We start from the raw sequence: 12,854 nt of genomic DNA on the forward strand, positions 1-12,854 counted from the left end.
GACCCGGGCTTTTGCCCGGGTGCTGAACTAAGGGCTTCAATGCGCAGGTCGCAGGGAAGACTGTCGCCGTAATGTGGCAACTGTCGCTATTTCACGGCAGAACCTGCATTTGCTAGGGTCTCTTGACTATTAAATAAGAACTATTCTCATATAATTGCCCATCGCCAGCCCTTGACCGGTGCGGATGGACCGCCCTGTACCCATGCCATGCATGGGGGCGTCATCGCCAGCTTATTTGTTCAACCCTTGTTGTCTGAAAGCTCGGCCCGTGGCTGCTCATCCCCTTTGTGACACGCATGGCGTGTCTTCGTCCCTCCCTGCTTCACGCCGATCCGGCGCTGCCCGCCAGCCTTTGGCCCTGCAACCGCTGACCCTGGCTGCGCTGCTGTGCGTGGCCCAGGCGGCACAAGCCCAGGCCCAGACGCCGGCTGCAGCCGGTGCGGCCCAGGCACCCAGCGCCGTGCGGGTGGCTGCGGCGGAGGCGCCTTTGCTCAAGGAAATGGTGGTCAGTGGCTCGCGCTACGAGCAAGATCCCGACGAGCTGCCGATGAGCATCGACGTGATCAACGCCCGCCAGATGGAAGAGCAGCAGATGCGCGATATCCGCGATATTGCGCGCGACATGCCCAATGTCTCGGTCAAGCGCGCACCCGCGCGCTTTTCGTTGGCCGCTGGATCCACGGGTCGCGACCAGAATGCGGGCTTCAATATCCGGGGTCTGGATGGCAACCGCGTGCTGATGCTGGTCGATGGCATCCGCCTGCCACGCAGCTATGTGTTCAGCGCCAATGCCTTTGGCCGTGACTACCTGGATGTCGGCATGATCCAGCGGGTGGAAGTGGTGCGGGGTGCCACCTCGGCGCTGTACGGCTCGGACGGCATGGCCGGTCTGGTCAACTTCATCACCAACGAGCCCAGCAATTTGCTCAAAGATGGCCAGACCTTTGGCGGCCGAGCCAGCGTGGGCTATGACAGCGAAAGCACTGGCAAAAACCTGGGCCTGACCCTGGCGGGCAAGCCCAATGAAACGGTCGAATGGCTGCTGGGCGTGAACCTGGGCCGCAGCCATGAACTCAAGAACATGGGGGATATCGACACGCAGGACGCGCGCCGCACAACGCCCAACCCGCAGCGCGACAAGGACGCGTCGGTGCTGGGCAAGGTCGTCGTGCGCCCCCATGCCGACCAGAAGCACACGTTCACCGTGGAGCATGTCGACAAAAAGGCCGACTACCAGCTCTACACCGCACGCACCGCGCCGCCGGTCACAGCGGCTGCCGCCGTGATCGATTCCGGCGCGACCACGGACATGAAGCGCACGCGCGGCAGCTGGGCCGGCGAGTGGCGCAATCTGAGCGCGCCGGTGTTCGACGACATCAAGGCCAGCCTCAGCTACCAGAACGCTGATTCGCGCGAGTTCATCTACGAAGACCGTTTGACGGCGGCCGACCGCACCCGCGATGTGACCTACCAGGAAAAGACCTGGCAGGCCAATGTGCAGGCCAGCAAGCTGCTGCGCAGCGATGCGGGCCTGGCGCAAAAAATCACCTACGGTATCGACTATGTGCGCAGCGATGTCGAGAACCTGCAGACGGGGATCACGCCTCCGGTGGGCGAGACCTTCCCGCTCAAGCGCTTTCCCGATACCACCGAATCGAGCTGGGCGCTGTATGCCCAAGATGAGCTGGTGCTGGGTAACTGGACCTTCACACCCGGTCTGCGCTACGACCATTTCAGCATCAAGGCTGACCAGGCGGGCTTTGGCGCCACGGCCGTGTCGCTGTCGGGCAATGCCACCTCGCCCAAGCTGGGCGTGATGTACCGGGTCAATCCGGCGTGGAGCGTCTTCGGTAACTACGCCAAGGGCTTCCGCGCACCGAACGCCGGGCAGGTCAATGCCTTTTTTGAAAACCCGGTGGCCAACTACAAGACCATTCCAAACCCTGACCTGAAGCCAGAGACCAGCCAGAACCTGGAGCTGGGCGTGCGGGGTCGCCTGGGCAATGTCTCGCTGGATGTGGCGGCCTTCACCGGTCGCTACAAGGATTTCATCGACGACCTGGTACAGGTGGGCGGTGTGGGTTCGCCCTCCAACCCGCTGGTGTTCCAGTCGGTCAACCGGGGCCGCGTCAACATCAGTGGCTTTGAAGTCAAGGGCCGCGCGGACTGGGGGCGTTATGCCGGCATCGGCTGGAGCACGCCGTTTTCCTGGGGCCGCACCCAGGGCCATGACCGAACCAGCGCTGAGCCGCTGTCGTCCATCGACCCGCAGCGCCTGACCGTGGGCCTGCGCGCCGACGCCGCCATGTGGACCGCGCAACTGGGCTTGAACTACACCCAGGGCAAAAAGGCCAAGGACACCACCAACCCGAGCACGGGCACCCAGTTTCTCAGCCCCTCGGCCACCGTGGTGGACTTGACCACGCAATGGCGTATCCGCAAGGACCTGCGCCTGAACGTCGGCCTCTACAACCTCACCGACAAGAAGTACTGGCGCTGGGCCGATGTGCGCGGTCTCGCATCCAATGCGGCCTTTGTCGATGGCTACACCCAGCCAGGCCGCTCGGTCAAGGTCAGCCTGGTTGCAGAGTTTTAACGGCCTGCGGCGCGCTGCCAGTTTTTCAATAAGGAGTACCCCATGAATCCATCCCTGTCCCCCAGCGCTGCGCCGGCAGCGTTGACCGCTGCAGGTGCAGCACAGATCCGCAGCGATTTTTCGGCCGAACGTGCCAAGGGCCTGCGCGCCAAGGAAGCGGCAGAAGCCGCTGGCGTTAGCGAAGGCGAGGCCATCGCTGCCCATGCGCAGCAATGGCAGGCGGAGGCTGGCAGCATTCAGGTGCAGCCGCTGGCAGCGCCCGAGGGCGCATGGGTGGAGGTGCTCAAGGCGCTGGAAGCCTGCGGCCCGGTGATGGCCTTGACCCGCAATGCCAGCACCGTGCATGAGAAAACCGGCGTCTACGCCAACCTGAGCGCGGGCGGCGAGCTGGGTGCCCAGGTGGGCATGGCGCTGAACGAGGACATCGACCTGCGCCTGTTTTTTGCCAGCTGGCATGCCGGCTTTGCGGTGACCGAGACCTCCGCCCATGGCGGCAGCACGGTGCTGCGCAGCCTGCAGTTTTACAACCGCGCAGGCCGGGCGGTGCACAAGGTCTTTGCGCGCGATGCCAGCGACTTGCAAGCCTGGCAAGCGCTGGTGGACCGCTTTGCGCTGCCCGCAGGCGCCGATGCTGCCAGCCTGCCCGGCTTTGACGCGCCCACGCCGCGCAAGCCGGTCAGCGTGCCGGCCGACAGCAGCGTGGATGTGCCTGCGCTGCAGACTGCCTGGGCCGGCATGAAGGACACGCATGAATTCTTCAGCATCATCAAAAAAGCGGGTGCCGAGCGCCAGCAATCCTTCCGCCTGGTGCAGGGCCAGTTTGCCTGGCCGCTGGCCAAGGACAGCGTGACGGCGCTGCTCAACGAGGCAAGTTTTTCCTCCACCCCCATCATGGTGTTTGTCAGCAGCGGGGGCTGCATCCAGATTCACAGCGGGCCGGTGCAGCGCATCGAGCCGATGAGCAGCCCCAATGCCGAATGGATCAATGTGCTGGACCAGGGCTTCAACCTGCATTTGCGCAGTGATCTGATCGCCCACGCCTGGCTGGTGGAAAAGCCCACCAGCGATGGCACCGTCACCTCGGTCGAAGTGTTTGACGACTATGGCGACCTGATGGCCATGTTCTTTGGCGCGCGCAAGCCCGGTAAGCCGGAGCTGGCTGCGTGGCGTGCGCTGGCCACTGGCCTGCCGCGCCTGAACGCTGAGCCGGTGAGCGCCTGAGGACTGCAAGATGGCCTATCTGAATCGCCGTAACTGTTTGCTGTGGGCTGCTGGTGCCGCAACGGCTGGCTACAAGGGGCAACTCTGGGCGCAGGCCGCCCGGCCGGTGGCTGATGCCGGTGCCAAGTCGGTGCTGCAGCCCTTTGTGGGTGTGCAGCCCAAGGCCGCTGCCAAGCGCCTGATCAGCCTCAGTGGCGCGCTGACCGAAATCATCTACCTGCTGGGGGCCGAACAGCTGCTGGTGGGCAGCGACACCACCAGCAACTACCCGCAAGCGGCCGATAAAACGCCCAAGGTGGGCTATGTGCGCCAGCTGGCGGCCGAAGGTGTGCTCTCGCTCAAGCCTGACACCGTCATTGGCACGACCGAGGCCGGCCCACCCGTGGTGCTGCAGCAGATTGCCCAAGCCGGTGTGACGGTGGCGCTGGTGCAGTCGGACCATAGCTGGGATGAGGTGCTGCGCAAGATCCGCCTGGTGGGCCAGGCGACGGGCAAGCAGGCGCAGGCCGAACAGCTGGCGCAAAGCTTGCAAACCCAGTGGGACCAGACCCAGGCACAGGTGCGTGCCAGCCTGGCCGCCGGGCGCGCAGCGCGTGCGCTGTTTGTGCTGTCGCACAGCGGCTCGCCCCAGGTGGCGGGCCAGGCCACGGCGGCCGATGCGCTGCTGCGCCTGGGCGGCGCCAGCAATGTGATGCAGGGCTTTAATGGCTACCGGCCCTTGACGGCCGAGGCCATGGCGCAGGCGGCGCCGCAGGTGATTGTGACCACCACGCAGGGGCTGGAAGCGGTGGGCGGTGAGCAGAAGTTCTGGGCACGCCCCGAGCTGGCGCTGACCCCTGCGTTCAAGAACAAGTCCATGGTTGCGCTGGAGGCGAGCCAGCTGCTGGGCTATGGACCGCGTCTGCCGCAGGCGGTGCAAGCCTTGCACCAGGGCTTGCTGGCTATCAAGCCATGAGCGAGGCGGCGCGTGTGCGCGCCACTGCGCTGGCTGCGCGCCATCCCGGGCCCAGGGCTGCCACTGGCCTGCATGCCGTGCCCCCATCGCCCACGCCGCTAGCGGGCACCGCTAGCGCGGTAGCGAAGCGGCGGGGCGCGGGCCGGCCGCATCGGCGGCTGAAAAAATCCAGCACCCTGGGCCTGATGGCCTTGTTGGTGCTGGCCGCCTTTGTGTTTGCGGCCGGGCAGGGCGCTTTTGCGATTGATGCGGCGCGCCTGCCAGGTATTACCTGGAACGCCTGGCTGCACTGGTGGCAGGGCGCGGATGCCGCCAACCCGGGGGCTAGCACCGAGCAACTGGTGTTTGCCACCATCCGCCTGCCCCGCCTCATCATGGGCCTGGCGGCGGGTGCGGGCCTGGGTCTGGCAGGGGCGCTGATGCAGGGCCTGTTTCGTAATCCTCTGGCCGACCCGGGTTTGATCGGGGTGAGCAGTGGCGCAGCGCTGGCAGCGGCGGCGCTGATTGTGATGGGCGCGCTGTGGTTTCCCAGCGTGCCGCGCAGCCTGGGCAGCTGGCCGCTGATGCTGACGGCATTTGGTGGTGGCCTGGTCACCACCTTCATGATTTATGGCCTGTCCCAAACGGGAGGCGGTACGCGCATTGGCGTCATGCTGCTGGCGGGTGTGGCGATCAATGCACTGGCCATGGCGGGCCTGGGTTTGCTGAGTTTTCTGTCGACCGATGAGCAGCTGCGCAACCTGCAGCTGTGGCTGATGGGCAGCCTGGGCAGCACCCGCTGGCCGGTGGCCATCACCGCTTGCGGGGTGGTGGCCGTGGCCATGGCGATGGCCCAGCGCCTGGCCCAGCCGCTCAATGCCATTGCGCTGGGCGAGGCCCAGGCCAGCCTGATGGGCGTGGGGGTGGAGCGCACCAAGCGCCTGGCCGTTGTGGTGGCGGCCTTGGTGGTGGGCTGCATTACCGCAGCCTGCGGCATGCTGGGTTTTATCGGCCTGGTGGCCCCGCACTGGGTACGCATGCTGGCCGGGCCGGACCACCGCGTGGTGCTGCCTGCATCCGCCTTGCTGGGCGCTGCCATGGTGGTGTTTGCCGATGCCTTTGCGCGCACCGTCGTCGCTCCGGCCGAGCTGCCGCTGGGCGTGCTCACCGCCCTGGTCGGCGTGCCGCTGTTTTTGGCCATGCTGCGCCAGTTCCGGCGTCAGCTCTAAGCGATGCTGCAAATGTTCAATCCCTTCAAAGCTTTGGGTGCCAGCCCCCAGCGCCTTGCCGTCTCTGAGGGGCAGGCGCCCGGCAGCAGCTGGCAGCTGGACCAACTGGCCGTGGGCGTGCCAGGTGGCGATACCTTGGTCACCCTGAACACCCGCATCGAGGCGGGCCGAGTGACGGCCATCGTGGGGCCCAATGGGGCGGGCAAGTCCAGCCTGCTCAGCACGATGACGGGCCAGTGGCAGCCCCATGGCGGCCAGCTGTTTTTTGATGGCTTGCCGCTCTCGCGCTGGACATCCGAGCAGCTCGCGCGGCGCCGCGCGATGATGATGCAGGACGGCGGCGTGGCTTTTGACTTTACGGTGCAGGAAGTGGTGGAGCTGGGGCGCTATACGCACCGGCTCCAGCCCAGCAAGGACGAGGCGGGCATTGTGGCCCGCGCCATGGCGTTGACGGAAGTCGACCATTTCGCCGAACGCAGTGTACGCACCCTGTCAGGCGGGGAGCGGGCCCGCACCCATCTGGCCCGGGTGCTGGCGCAGCTGTGGGAGCCGGCCGCTTGCGGCGGCGCGCGCTGGCTGCTGCTCGACGAGCCGACCGCCGCGATGGACCTGGCCTGGCAGCACCAGACCATGGCCTTGCTGCGGGACCGGGCGCATGGCGAGCAAGCGGGTGGTGCGGGGCTGGGGGTGATTGCCGTGGTGCACGACATGAACCTGGCATTGCGCTATGCCGACGATGTGCTGCTGGTGCATGGCGGCGGTTGTCTGCATGGGCCCGCACATGAAGTGCTGACACCCGAGACCATTGCCCAGGTCTGGGGCGTGGGCTGCTATGCGGCCCAGGCACCGGACGGCACGGCCCAGTACCTGTTTGCGCAAAACTGAGCGGGCCGAAGCCCGCCGAGTTGCTTGGTTGCGTGGTTGCTTGGGCTGCTTATTCCAGCGGTTCGTCTTCGGGCGTGCACTGGCGCTTCAAGCTCTGGGCCTCGTAGTCCAGCGTCTGCTTCATCGCGCCGCCCAGCAAGGCCGCGTCGATGTGCAGGTGAAAGTTGTCCGCCGTGTTGGTTTGCTTGGCCTGGGCGGTGAGCATCTTGCCGCAGGTCACTGTCCAGCTCTTGTTGTTCTTGTCCAGCAGCTTGCTGTCTTTGATGCGGCATTGGCTGAAGTGCTTGGACAGAATCAGGTCGGGGTAGAGAAAGCCGTCCTTGTCCACCAGCTCGGGGCCAATGCAGCGGTCCTTGGTGCGTGCGGGTTTGGCAGGCTTGTTGCCGATGGCCGACTTGGTTTCGGTCACCGAAAAAGCGCCTGGCTGTGCAGCCTGGGCGGGAAGGGCGGCCAGCAGCATGGCAAACATGCAGGCGCTGGCCAGCGTGGCTAATCTTGCGTTCATGGGTTTATTCCTCAGCAGCGGCCCAGCACCTGGGCCGCTATCTCTTGGTTATAGCAGGCGGGTAGGGGGTCTGCTGTAAAGCTGTGCGAAGAAACAGTAACGCCGCGCATCCCTGGCCGCTGGGCAGCCTGCAGGCCCATTCACTCGTCTTGTTTCAGCCCCTGCATCACCACAGCGGCAATCTCCTCGATCGACTTGTGCGTGGTAGACAGCCATTGGATGCCCGCGCGGCGCATCATCGACTCGGCCTCGGCCACTTCCATGCGGCAGTTTTGCAAGCTGGCATAGCGCGAGTCGGGCCGGCGCTCATTGCGGATCTGGGACAGGCGATCGGGTGCAATGGTCAGGCCAAAGATCTTCTTCTTGAACGGAATCAGTGCAGGCGGCAGTTGCTGGCGGTCGAAATCCTCAGGGATCAGCGGGTAATTGGCGACCTTGAGGCCAAACTGCATCGCCAGGTACAGGCTGGTAGGGGTCTTGCCGCTGCGGCTCACCCCCACCAAAATCACATCGGCACCGGCCAGGTCATGGTTGGTCTGGCCATCGTCGTGCGCCAGGCTGAAGTTGATGGCCTCCATGCGGTCGAAGTATTCCTTGCTCTCGCTGATGTCGGTAAAGCGGCCAATGCGGTGGTGCGATTTGGCGCCCAGCTCGTCTTCCAGCGGTTGCACAAAGGTGGCAAACATGTCCATCACCAGGCCCTTGCAGTGCTCATGCACTACTTTCACCGTCTCCGGCTCGACCAAGGTGGTGAAAACAATGGGCTTTTTGCCCTCTTTCTCCGCCGTGTGGTTGATCTGGTGTACGGCCTGGTGGGCTTTGTCGACGGTATCCACAAAGGGCAGGCGCACCGCGCGGGTGGTGATGTCGAACTGCTTCATGATGGCGCGGCCAAAGGTCTCGGCTGTCACGCCGGTGCCATCAGAGATAAAGAAAATGGTACGTTGGTGCATGGTAGTCATCGGCAGTAACAAACAAATTCTGTCGCAGGCAGTGCACAGCCGGTGGGGGCTTTGTCATTGTTGACCACCGTGTTCAGCAAGTCGCAAGCAAAACGGCGGCAGCACGCCTACAATGACGCCCATTATTCACATTTCCCGCATGTACTCCGGCCTACCAGTACAAATACAAAGCCAGATGTCCGAGCCCAGCGTGGCCGGGCAGGAGTCTATGCCTGCGTGCCATTGCCCGACCAGCGGCCATGGGCGCCCGAGCCAGTTTTTAACTTCCGGAGCTTCACCATGTCCAACCTCTACAGCGCGACCGCCTTGGTCGTACCGTTTGAGAACCTGAGAATGACCGACGTCGAGGTCGTAGGCGGCAAAAACGCCTCGCTCGGCGAGATGATCTCGCAACTGCCGCAAGGCGTGCGCGTGCCGACGGGCTTTGCCACCACGGCCCACGCGTTCCGCGAGTTCCTGGCCCACGAAGGCCTGGCTGGCAAGATCAGCGCCAAGCTCGCGGCGCTGGATGTGGACGATGTGCGTGCGCTGGCCCAGGTCGGCGCCGAGATCCGTGCCATGGTCGAGAGCCAGCCTTTCCCGCTCGATCTGCAAAAAGCCATTGCCGAGGCCTTTGTGACCTTGCAAGCGGGCAATACCGAGGCCTCGTTTGCGGTGCGCTCGTCGGCCACCGCAGAAGACCTGCCTGACGCTTCCTTCGCAGGGCAGCAAGAAACCTTCCTCAACGTGGTGGGCATCGAGGATGTGCTGCACAAGATGAAGGAAGTGTTCGCCTCGCTCTACAACGACCGCGCCATCTCCTACCGCGTGCACAAGGGCTTCGCCCATGACGTGGTGGCTTTGTCGGCCGGCGTGCAGCGCATGGTGCGCTCGGACAAGGGCGCCGCCGGCGTGATGTTCACCATCGATACCGAGTCGGGCTTTGACCAGGTGGTGTTCATCACCTCCAGCTATGGCCTGGGTGAGACCGTGGTGCAGGGCGCCGTGAACCCGGACGAGTTCTATGTGCACAAGCCGATGCTGGAAGCGGGCAAGCAGGCGCTGATTCGCCGCAACCTGGGCTCCAAGCTGGTGCAGATGGTGTTTGCCACGCCTGAGGAAAAAGCCGCATCGGGCAAGCTGGTCAGCACCACCGATGTGAGCCCCGAGCTGCGCAACCGCTATTCGCTCACCGATGCCGAGGTGCAGGAGCTGGCGCAGTACGCGCTGGTGATCGAGAAGCACTATGCCCGCCCGATGGATATCGAATGGGGCAAGGACGGCACCGACGGCAAGATCTACATTCTGCAGGCACGCCCTGAGACGGTGAAGAGCCAGTCTAAAGGCCAAGCCGAGCAGCGCTACAAGCTCAAGGGCAGCGGTACGGTGCTGGCCGAGGGCCGCGCCATTGGCCAGAAGATCGGTACCGGCCGCGTGCGCCTGGTCTCCGATATCTCGCAGATGGACCAGGTCGAAGCCGGTGATGTGCTGGTGACCGACATGACCGACCCGAACTGGGAGCCGGTGATGAAGAAGGCCGCGGCCATTGTCACCAACCGGGGCGGCCGCACCTGCCACGCTGCCATCATTGCGCGCGAGCTGGGCATCCCTGCAGTGGTGGGTTGTGGCAATGCCACCGACCTGCTCAAGAACGGCACCTTGGTAACGGTCAGCTGCGCCGAAGGCGATACCGGCCGCATCTATGACGGCCTGCTGGAAACCGAAGTGACCGAGGTCAAGCGCGGTGAAATGCCGCCGATCAAGACCAAGATCATGATGAACGTGGGCAACCCCCAGCTGGCCTTTGACTTTGCCCAGCTGCCCAACGATGGCGTCGGTCTGGCGCGTCTGGAATTCATCATCAACAACAACATCGGTGTGCACCCCAAGGCCATCCTGGACTACCCCGCCGTGGATGCCGACCTGAAAAAGGCGGTCGAATCGGTGGCCCGTGGCCATGCCTCGCCCCGCGCCTTCTACGTGGACAAGATCACCGAAGGCGTGGCAACCATTGCGGCGGCGTTCTACCCCAAGCCGGTGATCGTGCGCATGTCGGACTTCAAGTCCAACGAGTACCGCAAGCTGATCGGCGGCAGCCGCTACGAGCCCGATGAAGAGAACCCGATGCTGGGCTTCCGGGGTGCGGCGCGCTACATCTCCAAGGACTTCGGCGAAGCCTTCAAGATGGAATGCGAAGCGCTCAAGCGCGTGCGCAACGACATGGGTCTGACCAATGTCAAGGTGATGATTCCCTTTGTGCGGACCCTGGACCAGGCCAAGCGCGTCACCGAGCTGCTGGCGGCCAACGGCCTGAGCCGTGGCGAGAACGGACTGGAAGTCATCATGATGTGTGAAGTGCCGTCGAACGCCATCCTGGCCGATGAGTTCCTGGAGTACTTCGACGGCTTCTCGATTGGCTCGAACGACCTGACCCAGCTCACCCTGGGCCTGGACCGGGACTCTGGCCTGGAGCTGTTGGCGGCGGACTTTGACGAGCGCGACCCCGCCGTCAAGAAATTGCTTGAGCGCGCCATCAGCGCCTGCCTGGCCAAGAACAAGTATGTCGGCATCTGCGGCCAGGGCCCCTCGGACCACCCTGACTTTGCGCTGTGGCTGGCGGACCAGGGCATTGCCTCGATCTCGCTGAACCCCGACAGCGTCATCGACACCTGGCAGCGCCTGGCCGCCAAGTAAGCGGCACGGCCTGGCCGCGACCACGGTGGCGGCCAGCCCACAAGGCTGAAAACCCAAAAGCCAGTCAGATATCTGACTGGCTTTTTTACGTGGGTAGCGGCTGCAGCCGGCAGGGCCGGCTCAGGCTCAGGCGCTCAGCTTGGCAGCCAGTGCGGCGACCTTGGCGCCTTGGGCAAAGGCCAGTTCCAGCTCGGGGGCAGAAGGCTGGCGCGAGCCGTCGGCGCCGGCTAGGGTCGCTGCGCCGTAGGGCGAGCCGCCCTTGGCCTGGGACAGGTCAAACTGCGATGGCAGGCCAAAACCGGCCGGCACGATCACCATGCCATGGTGGGCCAGCGTGTTCCAGAACGAGGTGACGGTGGTCTCCTGACCGCCCAAGGTGCCGGTCGAGGTGAAGACGCTGCCCAGCTTGCCCGACAGCGCGCCCTTGGCCCAGAGGCCGCCGGTCTGGTCGAGGAAGCTGCGCATCTGGCCGCTCATATTGCCAAAGCGGGTAGGGGTGCCAAAGATGATGGCGTCGTAATCCGCCAGCTCGGCAGGCGTGGCAACGGCTGCGGTCTGGTCTGCTTTGCCGCCAGCGGCTTGGAAGGCCTCTTGCGGCATGGTCTCAGGCACGCGCTTGATGACCACCTCGGTGCCAGCAATGCTGGCTGCGCCTTCGGCGATCTTGCCGGCCATGGTCTCGATGTGACCGTACATGGAATGGTAGAGAACCAGAACTTTAGCCATGGTGAATGTTTCCTTTGTCGATAAATGCGGACCGCTGCAGAGGCGGAGATCAGAACGTCTTGACGTCTTGGTCTACTGTAGGGCCTGGGCGGGCTGTTGAGGTGTCCATGGTTTGAACGCAGCGTTGCATGGATTTGAACAATCACCGGCTCTGCGCCCTGGGCCTCACCACTCGCTGCGCCCCAGCAGCAGCTTGCACAGCGCCTGCACCTTGGGCGAGGCATGGCGTGTGCGCGGGTAGACCAGGGACAGCGCACGGCTGCGGCCTTCCAGTGCAGGCAGCAGGCGCTCGAGCCGGCCATCGGCGAGCGCCTCGCGTGCGGTAAAGCCCATCACCTGGGCCACGCCCAAGCCGGCGATGGCGGCTTCTATCAAGGGGTCGCCGCTGTCAAAACGGATGGCATGGGGCGCGGGCCAGTCGGTGGTGCTGCCGTCTGCCAGGCGAAACTGCCAAGGCACGGCAAAGCCCCGGTAGTGGTTGTAGACCGACAGGCAGCGGTGCGCGGCCAGCTCTTGCAGGTTCTGCGGTCGGCCGTGGCGGGCGGTATAGGCGGGAGATGCCACCGTCACCCAGTGCAAGGGCGGCAGGGGGCGCGCGATCATGCGGCTGTCCAGCAGCGGGCCGATGCGCACGGCCGCGTCAAAGCCCTCATCCACCATGTCGACCAGGCGGTCGGTAAAGCTGGCCTCGATCTGCAGGCCCGGGTGCTGCTCCAGCAACTGGCCCAGCAGCGGGGTCAGCACCACCCGGCCCAGCACTGAGGGCGCAGTCATGCGCAGCACGCCCGTGGGCTCGCAGCGCCGGTCCAGCAGTTGTTGCCGGGCATCGTCCAGCCCAGCGATCAGCTCGGCACTGCGGTCAACCATCAGGCAGCCATCGGGCGTCAAAGACACATTGCGGGTGTTGCGGTGCAGCAGGCGCGTGCCCAGGTCGGCCTCCAGCTGCGCAATGGCCCGGGAGATGCGCGACTGTGTGGTGCCCAGGCTGTGCGCAGCCTGGGTAAAGCTCTTGTGCTCAGCCACCTTGATGAGGATGTGTACTGCGTTCAAATCCATGGGCCGCTCCTGCCAAACTATTGATTCATTTTTGCATAAGTAAAAGATAGATTTTCTGTTTATCTTC

The 12,854-nt window shown here is 64.4% G+C and carries 10 protein-coding genes; 6 read left to right on the plus strand and 4 right to left on the minus strand.

The window, feature by feature from the left end; translation table 11 throughout:
- Positions 1 to 301: 301 nt before the first annotated feature.
- From M2375_RS16395 to M2375_RS16415, 5 genes are all read left to right on the plus strand, one after another.
- The gene (locus M2375_RS16395) at positions 302 to 2,596 is read left to right on the plus strand and encodes a TonB-dependent hemoglobin/transferrin/lactoferrin family receptor (protein WP_259168937.1); all 2,295 of its coding nucleotides are present in this window, start codon (positions 302 to 304) and stop codon (positions 2,594 to 2,596) included.
- 42 nt (positions 2,597 to 2,638) lie between these two features.
- A complete protein-coding gene (locus tag M2375_RS16400) occupies positions 2,639 to 3,817 on the plus strand; it encodes a hemin-degrading factor (RefSeq protein WP_259168938.1) in 1,179 nt (392 codons plus the stop codon).
- A gap of 10 nt (positions 3,818 to 3,827) precedes the next feature.
- Entirely contained in the window at positions 3,828 to 4,772 is a 945-nt protein-coding gene (locus M2375_RS16405; RefSeq protein ID WP_259168939.1) for a hemin ABC transporter substrate-binding protein, read from the plus strand.
- 185 nt (positions 4,773 to 4,957) lie between these two features.
- Positions 4,958 to 5,980, plus strand: coding sequence for an iron ABC transporter permease (locus M2375_RS16410; RefSeq protein ID WP_259169000.1), 1,023 nt, complete (start codon positions 4,958 to 4,960; stop codon positions 5,978 to 5,980).
- 12 nt (positions 5,981 to 5,992) lie between these two features.
- A complete protein-coding gene (locus tag M2375_RS16415; protein WP_259168940.1) occupies positions 5,993 to 6,865 on the plus strand; it encodes a heme ABC transporter ATP-binding protein in 873 nt (290 codons plus the stop codon).
- 49 nt (positions 6,866 to 6,914) lie between these two features.
- Here M2375_RS16415 and M2375_RS16420 read toward each other — a convergent pair whose 3' ends face one another.
- Both M2375_RS16420 and M2375_RS16425 read right to left on the minus strand, forming a co-directional pair.
- Positions 6,915 to 7,370: a hypothetical protein gene (locus tag M2375_RS16420; RefSeq protein WP_259168941.1), complete on the minus strand. Its 456-nt coding sequence runs from the start codon at positions 7,368 to 7,370 to the stop codon at positions 6,915 to 6,917.
- A gap of 140 nt (positions 7,371 to 7,510) precedes the next feature.
- Positions 7,511 to 8,332 (minus strand): pyruvate, water dikinase regulatory protein, encoded by an 822-nt coding sequence (locus M2375_RS16425; protein WP_259168942.1) that lies wholly within the window; start codon positions 8,330 to 8,332, stop codon positions 7,511 to 7,513.
- A 279-nt stretch (positions 8,333 to 8,611) separates the two neighbouring features.
- On the opposite strand from M2375_RS16425, the gene ppsA reads away from it, so the two are divergent.
- On the plus strand, positions 8,612 to 11,005 hold the full coding sequence (ppsA, locus tag M2375_RS16430; RefSeq protein WP_259168943.1) for a phosphoenolpyruvate synthase: 2,394 nt from the start codon (positions 8,612 to 8,614) through the stop codon (positions 11,003 to 11,005).
- A gap of 126 nt (positions 11,006 to 11,131) precedes the next feature.
- Here the strand turns inward: ppsA and wrbA are convergent, their stop codons facing one another.
- Complete coding sequence (wrbA, locus tag M2375_RS16435; protein WP_259168944.1) at positions 11,132 to 11,731, minus strand: NAD(P)H:quinone oxidoreductase; 600 nt, start codon at positions 11,729 to 11,731, stop codon at positions 11,132 to 11,134.
- A 165-nt stretch (positions 11,732 to 11,896) separates the two neighbouring features.
- Positions 11,897 to 12,787 carry a LysR family transcriptional regulator gene (locus tag M2375_RS16440; protein WP_259168945.1) on the minus strand — a complete coding sequence of 297 codons (891 nt, stop codon included), beginning with the start codon at positions 12,785 to 12,787 and terminating at the stop codon, positions 11,897 to 11,899.
- Positions 12,788 to 12,854 lie beyond the last annotated feature (67 nt).

It is taken from the genome of Comamonas sp. BIGb0152, assembly GCF_024809975.1.
Classification (GTDB): Bacteria; Pseudomonadota; Gammaproteobacteria; order Burkholderiales; family Burkholderiaceae_C; genus Comamonas.